Source organism: Pseudomonas sp. Pse35 (assembly GCF_024519715.1).
In the GTDB taxonomy this organism is placed as follows: domain Bacteria; phylum Pseudomonadota; class Gammaproteobacteria; order Pseudomonadales; family Pseudomonadaceae; genus Aquipseudomonas; species Aquipseudomonas paracarnis.
Map to the genome: position 1 here is coordinate 79,119 of NZ_JALJRP010000014.1, position 23,277 is coordinate 102,395.

General features: G+C 61.6%; 14 protein-coding genes and 2 riboswitches. Of the genes, 7 read left to right on the top strand and 7 right to left on the bottom strand.

Translation table 11 applies throughout. From position 1 onward, the window contains the following. Positions 1-74: 74 nt before the first annotated feature. The gene (metH, locus tag OC445_RS14260; RefSeq protein ID WP_072448416.1) at positions 75-3,785 is read right to left on the bottom strand and encodes a methionine synthase; all 3,711 of its coding nucleotides are present in this window, start codon (positions 3,783-3,785) and stop codon (positions 75-77) included. A 167-nt stretch (positions 3,786-3,952) separates the two neighbouring features. On the opposite strand from metH, the gene OC445_RS14265 reads away from it, so the two are divergent. Both OC445_RS14265 and OC445_RS14270 read left to right on the top strand, forming a co-directional pair. Then, positions 3,953-6,244 (top strand): fatty acid cis/trans isomerase, encoded by a 2,292-nt coding sequence (locus tag OC445_RS14265; RefSeq protein ID WP_262020193.1) that lies wholly within the window; start codon positions 3,953-3,955, stop codon positions 6,242-6,244. Positions 6,245-6,326: 82 nt separating this feature from the next. Further along, positions 6,327-7,349 (top strand): acyltransferase family protein, encoded by a 1,023-nt coding sequence (locus tag OC445_RS14270; protein ID WP_054897511.1) that lies wholly within the window; start codon positions 6,327-6,329, stop codon positions 7,347-7,349. 17 nt (positions 7,350-7,366) lie between these two features. Here the strand turns inward: OC445_RS14270 and OC445_RS27130 are convergent, their stop codons facing one another. Then, complete coding sequence (locus OC445_RS27130) at positions 7,367-8,626, bottom strand: SET domain-containing protein (RefSeq protein ID WP_371264144.1); 1,260 nt, start codon at positions 8,624-8,626, stop codon at positions 7,367-7,369. Between the two features lie 3,306 nt (positions 8,627-11,932). Here OC445_RS27130 and nfuA point away from each other — a divergent pair. After that, positions 11,933-12,517, top strand: coding sequence for a Fe-S biogenesis protein NfuA (gene nfuA, locus OC445_RS14280; protein ID WP_003190728.1), 585 nt, complete (start codon positions 11,933-11,935; stop codon positions 12,515-12,517). Between the two features lie 210 nt (positions 12,518-12,727). On the opposite strand, the gene cobM is transcribed toward nfuA, so the two are convergent. From cobM to OC445_RS14300, 4 genes are all read right to left on the bottom strand, one after another. Then, the gene (gene cobM, locus OC445_RS14285; protein ID WP_198791218.1) at positions 12,728-13,474 is read right to left on the bottom strand and encodes a precorrin-4 C(11)-methyltransferase; all 747 of its coding nucleotides are present in this window, start codon (positions 13,472-13,474) and stop codon (positions 12,728-12,730) included. 70 nt (positions 13,475-13,544) lie between these two features. Next, on the bottom strand, positions 13,545-13,937 hold the full coding sequence (locus OC445_RS14290; protein WP_198791217.1) for a cobalamin biosynthesis protein: 393 nt from the start codon (positions 13,935-13,937) through the stop codon (positions 13,545-13,547). Continuing rightward, positions 13,934-14,638, bottom strand: coding sequence for a CbtA family protein (locus tag OC445_RS14295; protein ID WP_198791216.1), 705 nt, complete (start codon positions 14,636-14,638; stop codon positions 13,934-13,936). Before OC445_RS14295 ends, OC445_RS14290 begins: the two co-directional genes overlap by 4 nt. Before the next feature lie 11 nt (positions 14,639-14,649). After that, entirely contained in the window at positions 14,650-14,838 is a 189-nt protein-coding gene (locus OC445_RS14300; protein WP_003190735.1) for a CbtB-domain containing protein, read from the bottom strand. A 96-nt stretch (positions 14,839-14,934) separates the two neighbouring features. Continuing rightward, positions 14,935-15,148, bottom strand: a riboswitch (cobalamin riboswitch). Between the two features lie 41 nt (positions 15,149-15,189). After that, a riboswitch (cobalamin riboswitch) is annotated at positions 15,190-15,390 on the top strand. Between the two features lie 92 nt (positions 15,391-15,482). On the opposite strand from OC445_RS14300, the gene cobW reads away from it, so the two are divergent. The 4 genes from cobW to OC445_RS14320 all read left to right on the top strand — a co-directional run bounded on the left by cobW (position 15,483) and on the right by OC445_RS14320 (position 22,128). After that, positions 15,483-16,544 carry a cobalamin biosynthesis protein CobW gene (gene cobW, locus OC445_RS14305; RefSeq protein ID WP_054920821.1) on the top strand — a complete coding sequence of 354 codons (1,062 nt, stop codon included), beginning with the start codon at positions 15,483-15,485 and terminating at the stop codon, positions 16,542-16,544. A 2-nt stretch (positions 16,545-16,546) separates the two neighbouring features. Continuing rightward, positions 16,547-20,308, top strand: a complete 3,762-nt coding sequence (gene cobN, locus OC445_RS14310) for a cobaltochelatase subunit CobN (RefSeq protein WP_220382795.1) — start codon at positions 16,547-16,549, stop codon at positions 20,306-20,308. Positions 20,309-20,467: 159 nt separating this feature from the next. Continuing rightward, positions 20,468-21,472 (top strand): ATP-binding protein, encoded by a 1,005-nt coding sequence (locus OC445_RS14315; RefSeq protein WP_198791214.1) that lies wholly within the window; start codon positions 20,468-20,470, stop codon positions 21,470-21,472. 53 nt (positions 21,473-21,525) lie between these two features. After that, the gene (locus tag OC445_RS14320; RefSeq protein ID WP_034126054.1) at positions 21,526-22,128 is read left to right on the top strand and encodes a vWA domain-containing protein; all 603 of its coding nucleotides are present in this window, start codon (positions 21,526-21,528) and stop codon (positions 22,126-22,128) included. Between the two features lie 143 nt (positions 22,129-22,271). Here OC445_RS14320 and OC445_RS14325 read toward each other — a convergent pair whose 3' ends face one another. Then, on the bottom strand, positions 22,272-23,219 hold the full coding sequence (locus OC445_RS14325) for a DUF1853 family protein (protein ID WP_198791213.1): 948 nt from the start codon (positions 23,217-23,219) through the stop codon (positions 22,272-22,274). Positions 23,220-23,277 lie beyond the last annotated feature (58 nt).

Genomic DNA, 23,277 nt, shown 5'->3' on the forward strand with positions numbered 1-23,277 from the left:
GGTCCGACACAGGAAATCGCATTGAGTCATCGTAGGTGCGGTAAACGGTTACCGCAGCCAGTAGCAGCGTTACCTCAGTTGTCGTAGCCCAGATTCGGCGCCAGCCAACGCTCCGTCACGCTCAGGTCCTGGCCTTTGCGTGCCGTGTAGCTGGTGACCTGATCCTTGTCGACCTTGCCCACGGCGAAGTACTGCGCCTGTGGGTGGGCAAAATACCAGCCGCTGACCGCTGCCGCCGGGAACATTGCGTAGTGCTCGGTGAGGAACACGCCGCTGCGACCAGCGTGCATTTCGCGGGCTTCGGGGTCGAGCAGTTGGAACAGCTGGGCTTTTTCGGTGTGATCCGGGCACGCCGGGTAGCCGGGGGCAGGGCGGATGCCGCTGTATTGCTCCTTGATCAGCGCCTCGTTGTCCAGTTGCTCGTCCTTGGCGTAGCCCCAGTGTTCTTTACGCACTTGCTGGTGCAGCCATTCGGCGCAGGCTTCGGCCAGGCGGTCGGCGAGGGCCTTGACCATGATCGAGTTGTAGTCATCGCCCGCGTCCTGGTAAGCCTTGGCCACTTCCTCGGCACCGATGCCGGCGGTGGTGATGAACCCACCGATGTAATCGGTCACGCCGCTGTCCTTGGGGGCGACGAAGTCGGCGAGGGAGAAGTTCGGTTTGCCGTCGGTCTTGATGATCTGCTGGCGCAGGTGGTGCAGCCTGGCAATAGGCTGGCCGTCGTCGCCGTAGACTTCCAGGTCGTCATCCTGCACTTGGTTGGTCGGCCAGAAACCGAACACCGCACGGGCGCTGATGAGTTTCTCGTCGATCAACTTCTTGAGCATTTCCCGGGCATCGGCATACAGCGCGGTAGCCGCTTCACCTACCACCTCATCGGTGAGGATGCGCGGGAACTTGCCGGCCAGGTCCCAGGAGATGAAGAACGGCGTCCAGTCGATGTACTCGGCCAGGACGTTGAGGTCGATATTGTCCAGTACCCTGGCGCCGGTAAAGGTTGGCACCACCGGGGTGTAGCTGCTCCAGTCGAACTGCGGCTTCTTGGCGATTGCCGCCGGGTAGCTCAGGCGCTCGGTGCGCGCACTGCGGTTGGAGGTGCGCTCACGTACGTCGATGTATTCCAGGCGGGTCTTCTCGACGAAACCGGCCTTCAATTCCTTGGACAGCAACTGGGTGGCCACGCCCACGGCGCGGGAGGCGTCGGTGACGTAGATCACCGCGTCGTTGCTGTACTTGGGCTCGATCTTCACCGCCGTATGCGCCTTGGAGGTGGTGGCGCCACCGATCATCAGTGGCAGGTGGAAATCCTGGCGCTGCATTTCGCGGGCCACGTGCACCATTTCATCCAGGGACGGGGTGATCAGACCGGACAGGCCAATGATGTCGCATTTCTGCTCCTTGGCTACCTGCAGGATTTTTTCCGCTGGCACCATCACGCCCAGGTCGACGATGTCATAGCCGTTGCAACCGAGCACCACGCCGACAATGTTCTTGCCGATGTCATGCACGTCGCCCTTGACCGTGGCCATCAGGATCTTGCCCTTGGCTTCGGGTTTGTCGCCTTTTTCCAGCTCGATGAACGGAATCAAGTGCGCCACCGCCTGCTTCATCACCCGGGCGGATTTCACCACCTGGGGCAGGAACATCTTGCCGGCGCCAAACAGATCGCCAACGATGTTCATGCCCGACATCAGCGGGCCTTCGATCACTTCGATCGGGCGTGCGAACGACAGGCGCGACTCTTCGGTGTCTTCGACGATGTGCGTGGTGATGCCCTTGACCAGCGCATGTTCCAGGCGCTTGTTCACCTCCCAGCCACGCCATTCCTCGGTCTCGGCTTCCTTGACGCTGCCGTCGCCCTTGTACTTGTCGGCAATGGCGAGCAGGGCGTCGGTGCCTTCGGGTGTGCGGTTGAGTACCACGTCTTCGACGGCGTCGCGCAGCTCGGCGGGGATCTGGTCGTAGATCTCCAACTGGCCAGCGTTGACGATACCCATGGTCAGGCCCGCACGGATCGCATGCAGCAGGAACACCGAGTGGATCGCTTCGCGCACCGGGTTGTTGCCGCGGAACGAGAACGACACGTTGGACACGCCACCGGAGGTCAGCGCATACGGTAGTTCGTCGCGGATATAGGCACAGGCGTTGATGAAATCGACTGCATAGTTGTTGTGCTCTTCGATACCGGTGGCGACCGCGAAGATGTTCGGGTCGAAGATGATGTCTTCCGGCGGGAAGCCCACTTCATTGACCAGGATGTCGTAGGAGCGTTTGCAGATTTCTTTCTTGCGCGCTTCGGTGTCGGCCTGGCCGGCTTCGTCGAACGCCATCACCACCACCGCTGCGCCGTAGCGCTTGCACAGCTTGGCGTGATGAATGAACTGCTCCACGCCTTCCTTCATGCTGATGGAGTTGACGATGCCCTTGCCCTGGATGCACTTGAGGCCCGCTTCGATCACTTCCCACTTGGAGGAGTCGATCATGATCGGTACGCGGGAGATGTCCGGCTCGCCGGCGATCAGATTGAGGAAGGTCACCATGGCCTTCTTCGAATCCAACATGCCTTCGTCCATGTTGATGTCGATCACCTGGGCGCCGGCTTCCACCTGCTGCAGGGCGACTTCCAGGGCTTCGGTGTAGTTGTCTTCGCGGATCAGGCGGGCGAACTTGGCCGAGCCCGTGATGTTGGTACGTTCGCCGACGTTGACGAACAACGAACTGCGGTCGATGGTGAAAGGCTCCAGGCCCGACAGGCGGCAAGCCTTGGGAATATCCGGGATCGAGCGCGGCGCGTAACCGGCCACAGCCTTGGCGATGGCTTCGATATGCCCAGGCGTGGTGCCGCAGCAACCGCCGACGATGTTCAGGAAGCCGCTTTGGGCGAATTCTTCGATGACCTTGGCGGTTTCTGACGGCAGTTCGTCGTACTCGCCGAATTCGTTGGGCAGACCGGCGTTGGGGTGCGCCGAAACGTGGGTGTTGGCCTTGTTCGACAACTCTTCCAGGTAGGGGCGCAGCTCGCTGGCCCCCAGGGCACAGTTCAAACCGACCGAGATCGGCTTGGCGTGCGCCACGGAGTTCCAGAACGCTTCGGTGGTCTGGCCCGACAGGGTACGGCCGGACGCGTCGGTGATGGTGCCGGAGATCATGATCGGCAGTTCCACGCCCAGTTCCTCGAACACCCCTTGCACGGCGAAAATCGCGGCCTTGGCGTTAAGGGTGTCGAAGATGGTTTCGATCAGGATCAGGTCGGCGCCGCCTTCGATCAGGCCCTTGGTGGCTTCGGTGTAGTTTTCCACCAGCTCATCGAAGGTCACGTTGCGGTAGCCGGGGTTGTTCACATCCGGCGACAGCGAGCAGGTACGGCTGGTCGGGCCCAGTACACCGGCGACAAAACGCGGCTTGGCCGGGTTCTCGTGGGTTTTGGCGTCGGCCACCTTGCGCGCCAGGCGTGCGCCTTCCACGTTCAGTTCATAGGCCAGTTCTTCCATGCCGTAGTCGGCCATGGAGATACGCGTGGCGTTGAAGGTGTTGGTTTCAAGAATGTCGGCGCCGGCGTCCAGGTAGGCTTTTTCAATGCCGCCGATCACGTCCGGGCGGGTCAGCACCAGCAGGTCGTTGTTGCCCTTGACGTCGCTTGGCCAATCGGCGAAGCGTTTGCCACGGTAGTCCTGCTCCTCGAGCTTATAGCTCTGGATCATCGTGCCCATGCCACCGTCCAGGATCAGGATACGTTCCTTGAGGGCTTGGTGAAGGGCTTGCAGGCGAGCGCTACGATCGGGCATGGGACTACTCTGGTCAGGCATTACGGAGGGCGTGAATCATAGCAAACCTGTGCCGATTTGGAGCATGTCCGGGTTGTGCATGAATATCGCTCATGTTGCTGGCGGTCATGGCCCGGTAGAATCACCGCCATTTCACAGACCGCACGCCTTGAATCGGGACCCGATACATGTCACTTCGTTTGATCGTCAGCGCCGTCCTGGCCTTGATAGCCAGTACTGCGCAGGCAGAGGGTCCCGCTTCGGCGATTTCCTATACCCGCGATATCCAACCGATCTTCACCGAGAAATGCGTGGCCTGCCACGCCTGCTACGACTCCGCCTGCCAGCTCAACCTCGGGAGCGCCGAGGGCGCCGCACGCGGGGCAAGCAAAATGCCGGTGTATGACGGCGAGCGCAGCCAGGCCACGCCAACTACGCGGTTGTTTTATGACGCATTCGGTAAGCAGGCGTGGCAGCAGAAGGGCTTCTATTCGGTGCTGGACGCCCAGGGCAGCCAGGCTGCGCTGATGGCGCGCATGCTGGAGCTGGGGCACAACGCGCCGCTGGCGCCCAATGCCAAGCTGCCCGACAACATTGTGCTGGGGCTCAACCGCGAAAATATGTGCGCAACGCCCGGCGAGTTCAATGCCTATGCCGGCGCTCACCCCAAGGAAGGCATGCCGCTGGCGGTCACCGGCCTGACCGATCAGCAGTACCAGACTTTGCAACGCTGGCTGGCCTCCGGCGCGCCGATTGACGAGCAGGGCCTGGCGCCGAGCGCCAGGGAAGCGTTGCAAGTGCAACAGTGGGAAAACCTGTTCAACCAGCCGGGCGCCCGGGAAAGCCTGGTGGCGCGCTGGCTGTTCGAGCATTTGTTCCTGGCGCATATCTATTTCGAGAGCGGCGAGCCGGGGCATTACTTCCAGTGGGTGCGTTCGCGTACGCCCAGTGGCCAGCCGATTGACCTGATCGCCACCCGCCGCCCCAACGACGACCCCGGCACCCAGGTGTACTACCGCCTGTGGCCGGTGCAGGGCGTGATCGTGCATAAAACCCACATCACTTACCCCTTCAGCGCGGCGAAGATGGCGCGGATCAAGGCATTGTTCTACGCCGGCGACTGGCAAGTCACGGCCTTGCCAGGCTACGGCCCCGGCAGCCGCGCCAACCCGTTCGCGACATTCGAAGCCATCCCGGCTAAAGCGCGCTACCAATTCATGCTCGATAACGCTGAGTACTTCGTGCGTACCTTCATTCGCGGGCCGGTGTGCCGTGGGCAGATCGCCACGGACGTGATCCGCGATAACTTCTGGACGCTGTTCCAGGACCCCGACCACGATCTGTACGTCACCGATGCGCGTTATCGCGGCCAGGCCACGCCGTTGCTGGCCATGCCCGGGCAGAATGACGATGTGGGCAGTGTGCTGAGCCTGTGGCTGGCCTATCGCGACAAGCGCAACCAGTACGAAGCCTTGCGCCGTGACAACTATGCAGACCTGCCGGCGCCGAGCTGGTCGACATTGTGGGCGGGCAATGACAATGCCTTGTTGAGCATTTTCCGCCATTTCGACAGCGCCTCGGTGACCAAGGGCCTGATTGGCGAGGTTCCGCAGACGATGTGGCTGTTCGACTACCCACTGCTGGAACGCACCTATTACCAGTTGGCGGTGAATTTCGATGTGTTTGGCAACGTCTCGCACCAGGCCCAGACCCGCCTGTATTTCGACCTGATCCGCAACGGTGCCGAGCAGAACTTCCTGCGCCTGATGCCCGCCGACACCCGCGAAGACTTCATGGACGACTGGTACCAGAACAGCGGCAAGCTCAAGCTGTGGCTGGACTACGAAGCGATTGACGATGACAAGGCCAGTGGTTTGCACCTGAGCGAAAAAGACCCCAAGCGTGACTTCGCCAACCAGTTGCTGACCCGCTACGGCCATTTGAACGCCAGCCCCGACCCGATCAACCGCTGCAGCGGCGCGTTCTGCTCCCGCGACGGCATCGACCCGGCCTTGCAGGATGCCGAACAAGCGCTGAGCCGCCTGACCTCGCGGCCGGCCGCGGGGCTCAAGGTGATCGAGCAATTGCCCGAAGCCACGATGCTGCGCATCGAAACTGCCAGTGGCAAGCGCGAGGTCTACAGCCTGCTGCGCAACCGTGCCCACAGTAACGTGGCGTTCCTGCTGGGAGAGGCGTATCGCTATCAGCCGGGCCTGGACACTGTGACCATTTACCCTGGCGTGCTCAGCAGCTACCCGAACTTCATGTTCAATATACCGGCCCGGCAAGTGCCTGAGTTTGTCGCGCTGATGGAGCAGGCCAAGGACGCCAAGAGCTTCGAGAAAATCGTCGACCGCTGGGGTGTGCGGCGCAGCCATCCGTTGTTCTGGCAGTATTTCCACGACTTGTCGCAGTACATCCGCGAAACCACGCCGGTGGAAGAGGGTGTATTGGACATGAACCGCTATGAGAACCTATAACGAAGTGCATTGATCCGGTCATTTCTCCATGTGGGGCTGAAGCAGTCGGATATTTACCTACAGATTGGAAAGGGGTAGGCCGATGCTGATTTCAGTGCAGTTGTTGCGCGCGTTGGCTGCATGGGTGGTGGTGGGTCACCATGTCATGCAGCTGTTTTTCAACTTCGAGGCCCACAACGCCTTCGAGGACCTGTTGGTCGAAAAGGGCGGCGCCGGGGTGGACGTATTCTTCGTCATCAGTGGCTTGGTGATTTTCCTCGCGAGCGCCGATAAAGCGCTCACGCCCTGGCGCTTCATGCTGATGCGCGTGGCCAGGATTGCTCCGGCGTACTGGTTCTATACCGTGCTTTTGGCTGTGCTGGTCACGGTCATGCCCTGGATGTTTCCAGACGTTCAGCTAGAACTGGGTCATGCGCTCCTGTCGATGCTCTTTATTCCCGCGCAAAACCCGGCGGGCTACGGCGTGTATCCACTGCTGGATGTGGGCTGGACACTGAATTTCGAGATGCTGTTCTACTGCCTGTTTGCTGTTGCGCTGCTGGTGCGTGAAGCCTATAGGCTCTGGGTGGTGGCGGTACTGCTGTATCTGCTGTGCTACGTCATTGGCCCCGCCTTTGACTTGGCCGATGGGTTTTACCGTAATGACATTGCTCTGGAATTTCTCATGGGCATGGCAATCGGCATACTTTACCGCCGCGGTCTGTGCCGAGCCAGGCCTTGGCTGGCGTTGCTGGGTGTCGTCGCGGCATTGGCAGCGATTTACCACGGCGCGGATGTACCCCGAGTATTGGAATGGGGAGTGCCCAGCGCCGTGTTAGTGATCAGTTGTGTGGCGCTGGAGCCTTACTTCCATGGTTCGCGCTTGATAAAACTGCTGGGGGACTGCTCCTACTCGGTCTATCTGCTTCACGTACTGGTGCTGTGTGCTGGGCGCTGGGCCATCGAACACAGGGCAATAGACCCCTACGCAATGATACCGGTTTGCATCGCCGTCATTGCGCTGGGCGCCTTGGCCAGTTATCAAGTGTTGGAGCAGGCTACGCATCGCAGGCTCAAACATTGGTTTGGCATTGATGATGCGTTACCCATAAGGCAAAAGCATTAGGACTGCTGTTTGGCGGCTCAGGGCCTCACGTACTTCCAGTAGGCTTTCCCATAGTCCATCAGCAACTCGGTCCCGGCAGGGATGTCCCGCCAAGCGACTATAAACACCATGTATTTGCCTACGTACAGGGCGCCGACATTTTCGATGCCAACGTCGGGCAGGTTGGGCACCTTGACCGCATTGATCAGGCTCAGCGTATTGCTGTTACCGTGGCCGCTGATAGTCGCGCCATGAGTGTGGGTTTGGAATAAGTACGTGCCGACGGCCGCTTCACCTTTTTCCAGTATCTCGGTATTGAGCGAGGCTTGATTCAAGTGCACCTTGCCGGTGTACGGCCCAATGACATCAAAACGTTTTATATCGGTTCGGGCCACCACCGACAGGCCACGCTCCGGGCCCTCGGCCAGTTTCCTGACCTCCAGCAGTCGATCGAGTTTGCGATGATGGTTGCCTTCTTTAGAGATCCAGTCGCGGATACTCTTGGTTGCAGCCTCTTTGACTTCGACGTGTTGCAGCCCTGTGAACTCGTCAAAAAACTGGTTGGCGTCGGTGATCTCTATGTTTTGCAACGGACCTTCAAGTTCAAGGGTCAAGCTGCGCCTGACGTCGTTGGGGTCTTGCAGAATTGGCGCATTATTGTTGATTTTATGATCAAAAGACGCGGTGATTGAAGTGGATCGGCGCCGCGTGGTTGCGGTGTCGTCCTCCAGGCGCGGACGTTTTGAGCTGCTTGCGGTGGGCGGCGCAGGCCGCTTCCTGGCCACAGGCTCGTCCAGCGGGCTTCTTTGTCCGAACAGCCACCTTTCTCTACCGGCGCGGGTCATGCTGCCATTGTCATTGACGTAGTTGCTCCAGATAACCGGATTGAGGTTGTTCTGCTCGACAAATGCGTGCATGGACACCCTTGAATTGGGGGCGTTGTAGTGCTTGTTCCACTCTTGCAGGTGTTCGGGTTTCAGGTCGTCGAATTGTTCACCCCTGGCGTATTTGGCCAGTACCTTGCCTGCCGCTCTATAGGTGCCATCAAGGTTTACATGCTCGGCAAGGGCCACCGGGTCCAGGTTATGGTCGGCGGCGAAGCCCTCAAGGGTGAGGTTGTTGCGCTCGCGCTGGGACGCCTTGCTCCAGTGCTCCATATGCTCGTAAGTGACGCTGGTGCGGGCGGTTCCCGCGCGGTCTAGCATCTTTAGCCCCCGAGGTGTCAGGGTGTTGCGGCTGTTGACGAACTGCCGAAAGGCGCTGGGGTCCAGGTTGTAAGTGCTGACGAACTTGTCCATGGTTTTTTTCAGGGCGTCTTCACTGGCTTCGGTCCATTTCAACAGCACTGAGGGCGTTACAACGCTTGGCGCATCCGGCGCGCCGCCCGTGAGCTTGATCGGGCCTGAATACCAATGACCGGGTTCCACCGACGACAGCGTGATCGACAAATCCCGGTTGGTCCTCGGATTGACCAGCACGATAGAAAAGCTGTTGTCGGCGCTCGTGGCGGCCTCCTGAATGAACCCATAGGAGTTGTCGCGGATCTGGTACACCGCGATTTTGCCCTTGTCATCGACATTACAGATGAACTTCTGGTTGTAGTCCGCCCGGGAGAAGATACCGCGCGCGTCGGGCTTGAGGCCTCTGATCAACTCTGGGTCAACCGCGTACTGACGGATCAACGGGCTGCTGTTGCTGATGACCGTGATCGGTTCTCTAAAACGCGGCCCGAAGGCTTGGTTGGACGCGGTATCGATCAAGCGATAATCCGGCGCCTCGAGGCTGCCGACGTTGCGCATTGGGACATTGGCGAAGCCGTCCACGGTAAACAGTTGATCGCCCGCCTGCAGCGGCTTCCAGCTGTCAGGGTCGACCGAGCGCATATGCCTTGCGGCGATCGCCCCATCTCGCAGTTGGGCGATACCCCGTTGTGCATGGCGCATCAGTTTGTGGCCCAGCTTGAGCAAACCAAAGCGCGCGAGCCTGAGCAGGCTTGGTAGGGCGGCCAGGGGGTTGAGTTCCTGGAGTGTGGCGATCACCAGTTTTCCGGTCAGTTTCGCCAGTTTAGGCAATGCCAGGCGTAGCCCGGTTTTACCCGCCTGGATGAGCAAGCGAGTCGAGCCAGCCACATACCGCCCCACCGGCAGCGCGAAAGCCACGATGTCGATGAACAGGCTGGCGACGCCGGATTTGATGCGCTGAGGATCGCCGGAAGCGATGTCGTCGATGCCGCCCCAGAACGGCACAAATATCTTGCCCCAGAACGCCAAGTCTTCGAGTACCTCAGCGGGGATGTCTACTTCCCGTGTGGCTTTACGGGTTTTTTCCAGCAGGGCCTGTTCGTCGCAGAAAAACAGCTCGCGGGCAATCATGCTCGCCAGGGTTTCACTGCGCGGCGCATACAGCGTGTTGGGCGCGAACGATTGGATACGCGGCCCTGCGTCGATGGCAGGCAGTGTCTCGCCGACTTGTTCAACGATCAACTCGGCTTTTTTGCCTGGTCTGGGCGCTTTGTTCTCGCGGTAGGCCTCGCGATCAAATGGCACGTCGGTGGCCAATCGGTATTTGCACCAGCTCATGGCGTCGCGTAGCTCTACCACTTTGCCGTTCAGCGGTAGGCTTTGCAGGTCTTTACGTCGACGCAGCAGACCGGCGAAGGGGAATACCTCGATGTAAATGGCATGGAAGGGCGAGCGGGGCTTGACGATGCGTAGGATAAAACCTGTCCGGTAACGAATGGCATCGGTCTTGGCTTTGGTTTCATATTCGATGGGCACCTTTTTCAGGGCTTCTCTTAATGAATACACGGTGATCTCGTCCTGATCCACATTCAGAGTCGCGCTGCCCAGGTGGGCAAGCAGTGATTGGATTAAGGTCTTATAGGCGTTTCTCGGCACCTGGAGGGCTTCGTGAAAGGCTTTGTCGTACTCCGTGTCCGAGGCAAAGCGCCAACGGCTGGGCAGCTTGAGTTTGAGGTTCTGAACCGCGTTGAACATCTCATATTCATGCTGCTCCAGTGCAGTGACGGCCTGGGTGAGCTCGTCGCGGGAGTGGCCCGACGATCGGTTGGCGATCAGGCCGTTGGCCTGTGCCCATTGCACGGTGGGGGCCAATTTGGCCGCTGCGACCAGTGCCTGTTGTTTGATGTCATCGCCACTGGCGCGAAAGTGTTCCGCCGCCAGGTTGAGCAATTGTTCGAAACTCATGTGGCGCGATGAACCAGGTGCAATCGTTTCGGCCAGCAGAAAGCCGCTTCTGAAATTGACCCAGGTACTGGTTGCAGCGTAGGGCAGGTCATCGGGAATATCGGCCACCCACACTTCACTGGCGACATTGGCCTTGATCACGCACACGGCCAATAGCGCTGCGTCAGTGCTGATCGACAAGTCGTGGTGATAGCGGCTGATCAGGTGTTGGCGGATCGTCCTATAAGATGCCCCCGGCGAGATGAATAACTTCAATTCGTTATCCACCGGCGAGTCGGGGTTGGGGATGATCGTCAGCCACAGCGCGCGCCACAGTAATTTCACCCGTACCGGGTCTGGGCAGATTTCGTCCTGTTGGCTGCCATACCAGTCCAAGGCCTTGGCGATCCGTTCGCCCAGCGCCAGGTTATCGGGGCTATTGAGCAATTGCTCAAGCAGCACGGTGGGGGTGGTGGTGAGCATGTCCTGTTGTGAGGCGGTAAATGTTTCGGGCAATACATGACGGAACAGCGATTGACGTGTTTGTGTTTCGATCTGGCGGATAACCTCTTTGATTTTCTGGTCGGCAGGCGCATCCAGCAAGTGCTGCAAATCGCTGAGGTCGCCTTCGTGTCCGAGTTTTCTCAGAGTGTGGTGTTCCTGCAAGCCAGCGAGAACCGCTTTCCACTGTTCGCGGGTTTTGGGCTGTGCCGGGATGATCGAGTAATACTTGAGCGCCAGGTCAAACCGCACCGAGCCATCACTTTTAAGGCCGTTACCCACACGCCGGTTGATATCCAGCAACACGTCGGCGTCGATGTACCAATAGGTGGGTATATGGCGCAGGATCACCGAATGGTCGGCGATGCTGAACGTCTCGGCAGGGTCGGGTATCGGTGCGCGCACGCTGCTGAGCATGGTGGAGAGCAGGTCGTAAAGAAAGTCCCGGCCGAGAATGGAAGCATCTGGTTCGGGCTTTTCCCGCAGGAACTGCTGAAAGTCTTCATCGGCTTCCAGCTTTGCCAAGACACGAAAGGCTTCCTTGCATTCGCGATGCAGTTCGCTGTTGTGCGGCGGGGAGTAGTACACCTCGGCGGCGGATGCCGTCAGCGAGCTTTGTGCCGTCACGAAATCAATCAGATGGTCCAGATGCGCTTGCTGTTCCGGCAAACCCTTGAAATAGAAACTCTGCAACGCGTTATTCATTCAATCCTCACAATCCGTAGTCGAAGAGGATTCACTCTATTGAGCCGGGTTTTGCGGGGGGGCTATATAGGTAGGCACAGGTTTTTGCAGAAATGGCCAGGTGTCACGATGCGTCAGGTCAACAGAGACAAGTCTTTCCCGACAAAAATACTAGGACTTTGTACCTGCGTAATAATTTGGCGTAAACTGCGGGCAAGCCTGTGAGGAGTTTCCATGACTGCCATAACCATTACCGACGCCGCCCACGATTACCTGGCTGACCTGCTGTCCAAGCAGAACACCCCGGGTATCGGCATCCGCGTCTTTATCACCCAGCCCGGCACCCAGTACGCCGAGACTTGCATTGCCTACTGCAAGCCCGGCGAAGAAAAGCCTGAAGACACTGCCCTGGGGCTCAAAAGCTTCACCGCGTATATCGACGCCTTCAGCGAAGCCTTCCTGGACGACGCCGTGGTCGACTACGCCACCGACCGTATGGGCGGCCAGTTGACCATCAAGGCCCCCAACGCCAAGGTGCCGAACGTCAACGCCGACAGCCCGGTCAATGAGCGCATCAACTATTACCTGCAAACCGAGATCAACCCGGGGCTGGCCAGTCATGGCGGCCAGGTGAGCCTGATCGACGTGGTGGATGACGGTATTGCCGTACTGAAGTTCGGCGGCGGCTGTCAAGGCTGCGGCCAGGCGGACGTAACCCTGCGCGAAGGTATCGAGCGCACCCTGCTCGAACGCATCCCGGAGCTCAAGGGCGTACGTGACGTGACCGACCACACGCAGAAAGAAAACGCCTACTACTGAGCAAGGTGTTCACTGCGAACATAAAAAACGGCGCCCCGTGAGCGCCGTTTTTTATTATTTAAATTCAGAGAGTTGCAAGATATATCTGACAAAGCAGATCAAGTGTGGGAGCTGGCTTGCCTGCGATGGCGGTGTGTCAGTCATCCGACCCGCTGACTGTTACACCGCCATCGCAGGCAAGCCAGCTCCCACATTGTTGTTCGCATTGCTTCAGGGGCGGTAGAGGTGCGCATGCCCTGCGCGGTACAGCGACGACTCGCTGAAACTGTCACTGGACAACACCCAGCCCACCACAATCAACGCTGTCCGCCGAAACCCCTTCGCCGCGACTTTCTGGGCAATGTCACTCAGCGTACCGACCACCCAATCCTGATCCGGCCAGGTGGCACGGTGTACCACGGCAATCGGGCAGTCTGCGCCATAGTGCGGCAACAGTTCAGCAACGATCTTCTGCAGATGATTGACCCCCAGATGAATCGCCATCGTGGTGCCATGTCGCGCCAGGCTGTCGAAGTCTTCACCGGGGGGCATGCTGGTTTTATCGGCGTAACGGGTCAGGATCACGCTTTGGGCGATGTCCGGCAGGGTCAGTTCGGTCTCCAGCAAGGCCGCGCACGCCGCGACCGCCGTGACCCCTGGAATGATCTGGAAAGGGATGCCCAGCTCACGCAAATGGCGTATTTGTTCACCAATCGCCCCATACAGGCTGGGATCGCCGGAGTGCACCCGCGCCACATCCTGGCCTTTGGCATGGGCCGTCTTGATCAACTCCATGATCTGTTCCAGGTGCAGCTCGGCACTGTTGACCACCTGAAGCGCCTGATGACCTTCCAGTACGGCGGCGGGCACCAGCGAGCCGGCGTAGATGATCACCGGGCAACTGCGGATCAGCCGCTGGCCCTTGACGGTGATCAATTCCGGGTCGCCGGGGCCGGCGCCGATAAAGTAGACGGTCATGGAGAAGTCCTGTTCAGAAACGGGTGAGCATGAACACGGCTCATGCTCAAAAGCGGCAATTATCGGGATTTTAGCCCGCGCAGGCCAATGCAAGGGTGGCCTGTGCGCTTTTCTGGCGGGTGATCAGCAGGCGCGCATGGCGATTGGACAGGTGCTCGGCCAGGGCCAGGGCGGCGCTTTCGGCCACCCCATAACAGCCGGTATGGGCAAACGCCAGCGTTGAGCGATGACTTAGCCGATGCTCATAGTCCGCCAGTCGCTCGGCGCTGAAGCACTGCAAGGGCAGGTTCAACCGCTGGGCCAGCGCCAGCAGCCCAGGTTCATCGCGCTTGCGATCAATGCTTGCCAGCGCAGTTATGCGTGAGCGATCAATGCCTGCCGCGGCCAGGGCTCCGTCCAGCAACGCCAGCAGGCTGTGAACCTCACAGCCACGCTGGCAGCCCAAACCGACAACCAGCATCATGCCGAGTATTGGTCGTCGCGGTTGCGGCGGAACAACCAGGCGCTGATCAGGCCCAGGGCCAGCCAGAAGGCGACGTTGGTCAATTGCGCGGCGATCTTGAACTGCGCTTCGAGCGCCTCCGGGGCCAGCATCGAATGTACCTCAGGTTGCGGAGCGCCGATGACGTGGGGTACGGCAAGGATCGCCAGCCCAAGGCCTTTCAACAGCCAGTTGCGGCCGAACACGATCAGCGCCAGGCCGGCGGCGGTGGAGGCTGCGGTACCGATCCACCAGGTCTGGCGTAGCGTCAGGTCAGCCGCCGCAGTGCCCGGCAGTTCCGGTGGCAGGCCCAGGGTGGGTGCCAGTACAAAGGTCGCGTAGCCGGCCAGGCCCCAGAGCAGGCCTTGCGCGGTGCGGGTCGGCGCACGCAGCGTGTAGAGGCCGGCGAGCATCAGTGCAAAGCCTACGGCCACCACCAGGTTGCCTCCAGTGGTGGACAACACACGCTGCCAGCCATCTTCCGGCTCCCAGGCTTGGGCATCGTGGCTGTGGGCAGCAGCGCCAGCGGCGTGCTCGTGCACCACTTCAGCGGCTGGCGGGGCTTTTTCAAAGCTTTCCGCCTGCAGGATCAGCGGTGCCACCCAGAAACTTTGCAGCAGGGTCAGCAGCAAGGCAGCCAAAAGCCCAGTGAACCCTGCGGTTTGCGCAATACGCTTGATCATGTCGGCAGCTCTCAATGGCACGGGAACGCGGCGCTGTGGCGGGTATCGTGGGCGGCGTTGTGCACCGCCTCGATATGCGAGAACCCGGCGAAATACACCAAACACGCGCCGAGTATCGACGCACCGATGGCGGCGGTCAGGCGTTGGCTGAGGGTGGCGGTGCTAGTAGCGGTGTGCGAAGTGCTGCTGATGATCGACATGGCGCGTCCCTTTCAGGTGTCAGGGTGAAACGAGCGCATGAAAACCCCACGCGCCAGGCACGCAGGGTTCTGAACAGCGCCCGCCCACCGCGGGTTTGTTATCTGAATTTTTCGGGCCGGTCTCCGGGCTTGCGAGGGGCGGCTCTTGAAAGAGTCCTCCTGAAAGCATCGCCTTCCCATGCAAAAGCACAGTGGCCGTGACGCTTCGCTCGCTTACCGTTGCGGGGGCAGCACCGGACTGGTCATAGGTCTATGACGCACCGGTTTCCCGTTTCACCCTGTGAAGGGCACCCGAAACAAGGCGTGTAGGAGAGCATGGGCCGGGACGGTAGTCAAATGCTGCAAGCCACTGTAGCCTTGCACCTTCGAGGTTCTTCGGCCCAGGCCGAAGCTAAGAAGGGAACGCGGTTCAAGCCGCGGCTGCCCCCGCAACTGTGAAGGGTTCAGTTGACTGCCACGCCACTGCCGATAGGGCGGGAAGGCGCAGTCAGCATTGGTCGCAAGACCTGCACACCCCAAGCCAGGAGACCTGCCTCGCAACCGATTTTCCAATTCAACCGGGCGGGGTGATCCGGTGACGAAATCCGCTGCTGCGCGCTGCCGCAGGGCCTGTCGTCCCGTATGCCCGCCCCAAAGGGCATCCGATGAAAACACTGGCCAAACTCCCCGTCACCATCGTTACCGGCTTCCTTGGCTCGGGCAAAACCACGTTGTTGCGCCATATGCTCGACAACGCCCAGGGCCGTCGCATTGCGGTGATCGTCAACGAGTTCGGCGAGCTGGGCATCGACGGTGAAATCCTCAAGCAGTGTTCTATCGGTTGCACCGAAGAAGAGGCCAATGGCCGCGTCTACGAGCTGGCCAACGGTTGCCTGTGCTGCACCGTGCAGGAAGAGTTCTTTCCGGTGATGCGCGAACTGGTCGCCCGTCGCGGTGACCTGGACCATATCCTCATCGAAACCTCGGGCCTGGCCCTGCCCAAGCCGTTGGTGCAAGCCTTCCAGTGGCCGGAAATCCGCAGCGCCTGCACCGTTGACGCGGTGATCACCGTAGTCGACAGCCCAGCCGTGGCCGCCGGTACCTTTGCCGCCTTCCCGGATCAGGTCGACGCCCAGCGCAAACTTGACCCCAACCTGGACCACGAGTCGCCGTTGCACGAGCTGTTCGCCGACCAACTGGCCAGCGCCGACCTGGTGATCCTCAACAAATCCGACCTGATCAGCGCCGAAGACCTGGCCCGTGTGCGCCTGGAAGTGGCCGAAGAACTGCCGCCGGCGGTGAAGATCATCGAAGCCAGCAGCGGTCGTCTGCCCCTGGACGTGCTGATCGGCCTGGGCGCCGGTTCCGAGGAACATATCGACGGGCGTCACAGCCATCACGACCATCACCACGAAGGTGAAGACGACCACGATCACGATGCCTTTGACTCCATCTCCATCGACTTGCCCCAAGCCGATGAGGCGCTGCTGCTCGACGCCCTGACCCAATTGGTGGTGCAGCACGGCATCCTGCGGGTGAAAGGTTTCGCCGCGATCCCCAACAAACCGATGCGCCTGCTGATCCAGGGTGTGGGCACGCGCTTTGACAAACACTTCGACCGTGCCTGGGGCGCTGACGAAGCACGCACCACGCGCCTGGTGCTGATCGGCCAGGAACTGGACGCCGCTGGCCTCGAAGCGCAATTGCGCGCTGCCCTCAGCGTTTAACCATGCACCTGCTCAGGACCCAACCCGGTGGTTTCGTCGCGGACGACAATATTGCCGACCTTGGCCAGACCCCCGCTGAACTGGTGATCCTGTGCAGCGGCGATTCCAGCCTGGCGCTGCTCGCCGAAGCCGCCCAGCAATTGCCCGAGGATTACCCCAGCCTGCGCCTGGCCAACCCGATGCAGGTGCAGAACCATGCCTCGGTTGACCTGTACGTCGACGAGGTATTGCGCCACGCCAAGGTCATCCTGCTGTCATTGCACGGCGGTATCGGGTATTGGCGCTACGGCATCGAGCGCCTGGTGGAGTTGGCCGAACGTGGCGTCACCCTGATCCTGGTGCCGGGTGACGACCGTCCGGACCCGGAACTCAGCGGCCTGAGCACTGTTGCTGCCGAACACCGCGAGCGTCTGTGGCACTTCCTGCGCCAAGGTGGCCTGGGCAATGCCCTGGATTTTTATCACTGCCTGGCCAGTGTCCACCTGGGCTGCGACTGTGCCTGGGCCGAGCCACAAGCGCTGCCGCGCACGGCGATCTATCACCCGCACAACGCCAATGCCCGCCTCAATGACTGGCAGGCCGATTGGCAGCCCGATTGGCCTGTGGCTGCGGTGCTGTTCTACCGCTCCCATTTACAGGCTGCCAATACCGGTTTTATTGATGTGTTCTGCCAGCGCTTACAGGCGGCGGGCCTCAACCCGTTGCCTGTCGCGGTGGCCAGTTTGAAAGAACCCGGCTGCCTCTCGGTGGTCGAGGACCTGTTGGATGACGTGCAAGCCGCGGTAATTCTGAACACCACCGGCTTTGCCCAATCGAGCCCGGAAGCGCCGCATTTGCGCCCGTTTCGCCGCAATATCCCGGTAATCCAGGCGATCTGCGCCCAGGACAACCAACCCGGCTGGCAGGCCAGCGAACAAGGCCTGGGGCCCCGCGACCTGGCGATGCACATTGCCTTGCCGGAGTTGGACGGGCGCATCATCAGCCGGCCGATCAGCTTCAAGGACCTGGCCTGGCGCAGCGAGCGCAGCCAGTCGGACGTGGTGTGCTACCGCGCAGCGCCCGAACGCATGGATTTTGTCGCTGAGCTGGCACGCCGTTGGGTCGAGTTGGCGCGGGTGCCCAATGCCCAGAAAAGGATTGCGTTGATCCTCGCCAACTACCCGACCCGCGACGGTCGCATCGGTAACGGCGTGGGCCTGGACACCCCGGCGGCAGCGCTGAATATCCTGCGCGCCTTGCAAACCGAGGGCTACCCGGTAGCGGAGCGGCTGCCCGACAGCGGCACCGCGCTGATCCAGGAACTGCTCGGCGGCGTCTCCAACGATCTCGACAGCCTCGACCTGCGCCCCTGCCATCAAAGCCTGAGCCTTGTGGAATACCAGGCGATGTTTGATCGTTTGCCGGCCTCCAATCGCCAGGCCGTGCTGGCGCGTTGGGGTGCCCCCCAAAACGATCCGATGTGCCGCGATGGCCGCATGATGATCGCCGGCCTGCGCCTGGGCCTGACCTTCGTCGGCATCCAGCCGGCCCGGGGTTACCAGGTCGATGCCAGCGCGGTGTACCACGACCCGGACCTGGTGCCGCCCCATGGCTACTTGGCGTTCTATTTCTGGCTACGCCACACCTACGGCGCCCACGGCGTGATCCATGTGGGCAAGCACGGCAACCTGGAGTGGCTGCCCGGCAAAGGCGTGGGCCTGTCGGAGCACTGCTGGCCGGATGCATTGCTGGGGCCGCTGCCGAATGTCTACCCGTTTATCGTCAACGACCCGGGTGAGGGCGCCCAGGCCAAGCGGCGCACCCAGGCGGTGATCATCGACCACCTGATGCCACCGCTGACCCGCGCCGAAACCTACGGCCCGCTGCGTGACCTTGAGTTATTGGCCGACGAATATTACGAGGCGCAATTGCTCGACCCGCGCCGTGCGCTGGAGCTGCAAAAAGACATCCTCAAGCTGGTGCGCGAAACCCGTATCGACCAGGAGCTTGAACTGGGCAGTGAGGCGGACGCGGCGGTGTGGCTGCCGCGCCTGGATACCTACCTGTGCGACTTGAAGGAATCGCAGATCCGCGATGGCCTGCATATCTTTGGCGAGTCGCCCGAGGGCCGTTTGCGTATCGACACCTTGCTGGCGCTGTTGCGCATTCCCCGTGGCGATGGCCGGGGCCCGCAGTCGAGTCTGCTGCGTGTGTTGGCCAAGGCATTCGACCTGGGGTTTGATCCGCTCGATTGTGCACTGGCCGAGCCCTGGACGGGGCGGCGCCCGTTGGTGTTGCAGAAGATTGACGATCAGCTGTGGCGTACGGCCGGGGATACCCGTGAACGTCTGGAGTTGTACGCGGCGCGCTTGATCGAGCAGGCATTGGAAGGCCCCATCGAACAGTTGGAAGAGCCCGGCTGGCAGGAGGTGAAGTCGGTGATCGAAAGCCTGCGCATTGTCGTCGCGCCACGCCTGGATGCCTGCGGGCCGGCGGAGATGCGCGGCTTGCTTGATGCCTTGAGTGGGCGCTTTGTCCCGGCAGGGCCCAGCGGTGCGCCGAGTCGCGGTCGGCTGGATGTGCTGCCTACGGGGCGTAACTTCTTTACCGTGGACGTACGCAACCTGCCAACCACCACGGCCTGGCGTCTCGGATTCCAGTCGGCCAACCTGATTCTTGAGCGGCACCTGCAAGACCACGGTGACCACCTGCGTCAGCTCGGCCTGTCGGTATGGGGCACCGCGACCATGCGCACTGGCGGGGACGATATCGCCCAAGCCATGGCGCTGATGGGCGTGCGCCCGGTATGGGCCACCGGCAGCCAGCGGGTGGACGATTTCGAGATCCTGCCGATCAGCTTATTGGACCGTCCGCGGGTGGACGTGACCCTGCGCGTATCCGGGTTCTTCCGCGATGCGTTTGCCAACCTGATCCGCCTGTTCGATGCGGCGGTGCAGGCGGTGGCCGCCCTGGATGAGCCCGACGACATGAACCCGCTGGCCGCCAAAGTACGCAGTGAACGCCAAGCATTGCTTGAGGCGGGCCTGGATGAAGGTGCCGCGGCCAAGCAGGCCGGCTGGCGCATTTTCGGCGCCAAACCGGGTGCCTATGGCGCGGGCGTGCAGGGCGCGATTGACGGGCGCTTGTGGCAGAGCCGCGAGGACTTGGCCGAGGTCTACCTGAACTGGGGTGGTTACGCCTATGGTGGCGCTGACGAAGGCACTGCGGCCCGCGAGCAATTTGCCCAGCGTTTGAGCCAGGTGAAGGCGGTGTTGCAGAACCAGGACAATCGCGAGCACGACTTGCTCGACTCCAACGACTACTACCAATTCCAGGGCGGCATGCTGGCCGCCGTGGAAACCCTGAGCGGCGAAAAGGCCGCCAGCTACCATGGCGACCACAGCCAGCCGGACGTGCCGAAAATCCGCACCTTGAAGGAAGAGCTCAACCGGGTGATCCGTTCCCGTGCGGCCAACCCCAAGTGGATCGAAGGCGTGAAGCGCCATGGCTATAAAGGCGCGTTTGAAATGGCCGCGACTGTGGACAACCTGTTCGCCTTCGACGCTACCACCGCGCTGATTGACGATCACCAATACGCCTTGCTCGCCGATGCCTACCTGTTGGACCCTGACACCCGTGCCTTTGTGCAACAGCACAACCCCGATGCCCTGCGCGACATGACCGAGCGCATGCTCGAAGCCCAGCAACGTGGCTTGTGGCAGGCACCGGGGGCGTACCGCGAAGCCTTGGAAAACCTGTTGCTGGACATAGAAGAAGACAGCTGAGTGCTCGTTCCCGCGCTCCGCTGATCATGATCGTTCCCACGCTCTGCGTGGGAATGCAGCCCGTGACGCTCTGCGTCACAAGAACGGACGCCGAGCGTCCAGCTAAGCGTTCCCACGCGGGAGCGTTGGAACGAGCTATTAAGTAGAAGAAGACAGCTGATGACTGATACTCCCCATTTCCCGCTGTCCGCCGTGGTCGGCGCCGACGACTTGAAACTGGCACTGTGCCTGGCCGCCATCGACCCGAAGATCGGCGGCGTGCTGATCGAAGGGCCACGGGGCATGGCCAAGTCGACTCTGGCCCGTGGGCTGGCAGACCTGCTGGCCAGCGGGCAGTTTGTAACCTTGCCCCTGGGGGCGACCGAAGAGCGCCTGGTCGGCACCCTGGACCTGGACGCAGCACTGGGCGAAGGCCGCGCGCAATTCTCCCCCGGTGTGTTGGCCAAGGCTGACGGCGGGGTGTTGTACGTGGATGAAGTCAACCTGCTGGCCGACCACTTGGTGGACCTGCTGCTGGACGTAGCCGCCAGCGGCACCAACTTGATCGAACGCGACGGGATTTCCCATCGCCATGCGGCGCGCTTTGTACTGATCGGCACCATGAACCCGGAGGAGGGCGAGCTGCGCCCGCAGTTGCTCGACCGCTTCGGCTTCAACGTGGCCTTGAGCGGGCAGACTCTGCCCGCCGAGCGCGGGCAGATCATCCGGCGTCGCCTGGATTTCGACACTGACCCGGCTGCGTTCTGCGCGCAGTGGGCGCCAGCGCAAGCTGCCTTGCGCGAACGCTGCACCCTGGCACGGGCACGGCTAGACAGTATCGCCCTGGATGACCAGGCGTTGTCCCGCATCACCGAGCGCTGCTTTGCCGCAGGGGTCGACGGCCTGCGTGCCGACCTGGTCTGGTTGCGTGGCGCCCGTGCCCATGCGGCTTGGCGTGGCGCCGCTGCTATCGAGCAGGAAGATATCGACGCGGTGGCGGAGTTCGCCTTGCGCCATCGACGTCAGCAGCAAGCGCCGGCAGGCGCGCCGCCCCAGCCGAATGACGGGCCGTCGTCGTCACCTTCTGAAACCTCGCCCGGCCAAGGCCAGTGGGGCGATATGCCCGCCCCCGCCTTGCCCACGGGCGCACGCCGCGATGTACCCACCTGGCCAAAAAAGCCCTAGGCATCCGCCCCCGACCTGACGCGGGGGCGGATGCCCGGCCCCAGGCGGGGCGATTGAACACCGGCCGGCAGGGCAAGGCCCGCAGCGCACAGCGCGGGGCGATCAATTGGCCGGGCACGTTGCTGGGTGGGCGGCCGCAATGCCGTGAGGACCTGCTGTTCCACCTGCGCAGCCGGTCGGCTCCTGAACTGTGGTTGGTGATTGTCGATGCCTCGGCGTCCACGCGGCGCCATCGGGCACTGACCGATGCCAAGGGGCTGCTGGCCCAGCTGTTTGACGATGCTTATCGCCAACGGGCGCGCATGGCGTTATTGACGGCCAGCGGGCAATCGCCGAAGTGGCAGGTGCAAGGTTTGAAGGCGGCGAAAGGCTTGTCCGATTGGTTGGAGCAGTTGGGAGCGGGCGGCGGGACGCCGTTGCTGGCTGCGCTGACCGAGGCGGGGCATTGGTTGGCGGCGCGACGCAAGCGCTATCCCGCCGAGCAACAGAAGTTACTGGTGGTGACCGATGGGCGGCTAAAGGCGATGGGCGCGCTGCCGCGATTGGAGTGCCCAGGCATGTTGATTGACATCGAGCGTGGGCCGATCAGGTTGGGGCGGGCTGAGGAATTGGCGGTGGGGTTGCAGTTGGAGTATCAGCACATCGATAAGCTGTAGCGCCTGGGCTATCGCCATCGCAGGCAAGCCAGCTCCCACATGGAATCGGCGCTTCGGTCAATTCTATAGGAGCGAGCCAGCGGCGCGGTCAAACTGTGGGAGCTGGCTTGCCTGCGATGAGGCCCTCAAACACCCCACACCTATCAGCCTGTCCCCGGCACATTCGGCCAAAGATCGGCCACCAGAAACAACCGCTCGGCTTCCTCCCACTCCTCACCGTTCGGCACCATGCGCACCAGCAACTGCGCCGGGGCCATTGGGTCTAGCTCTGCCAGCCAGTCTTGCATCTGCACCTCACTCCACACTTCATCGGCCAGGTAATGCGCGGGCGCCAGCCAGGCATGGCGGGGCAGGGGTTGCCAGCGACCCTCTGGGCGGGTGCTGACAAAGTCTGTCCAGTCGCGCTGATGCAACCAGCGCCCACGCAGATGCTGCGGGTGTGCGCCTAGGGGGGAGAGCGCCGCGCCGGGCCAGGGGTAGAGCAGATAGCCACCGAGCCACAAGTGCGCATCGAACGCTTGGATATCCAGCGCCGCCAAGGCCTCGCGGCTTTCTGCCCGCGCGGAGATCGGCAGTTGATGCTCGGCCAGGTGCGCAAGTTTGCGGTCCAGCCGGTCATGGCAGCCAGGCCCCAGCCATTGGGCGGTGTCCTGGCCGTTGCCGTCCTGCGGGCCCAGGTAGAGTTTGATCGCCAGTTCCAGGTGGTGCACCCCATCGCGGTCGCGCAGCAGCATGTCCAGTTCGCCCAGCGTGTGCCCGGCACGGCGGATCGGCAGGTTGGCGGCCAGCAACTCCACACCCGGCGCCTGCTGCACCGCAAATTGCCACAAGCGCTCGTAGTACAGGCCCAGGCGCCGGGTACGTGACAGGCTCAGCCAATGCTGCAACGCGCTGCTGTCCTGGTCCAGATGGCGTAGCCAGGCTTCGAGTTGGTGAGGGGCTTGCACCCAGTCACTGCCCGCCAGCGGATGGCGCTGCGGCCAAGGCGTCTGCGCCAGCATCGGCGGCGCGAGCATCACCCACGCCAGGTCGCGCACCTCGGGGTGGCGCAGTTGGCGGGGCAGGGTGTGCAAGTCGGGGAATGGGGTCATGGTCCGAGCATAGCCTTTTCAGCGCGCAGAAGGTGCCTGAGAACCATTGTCATCAAGG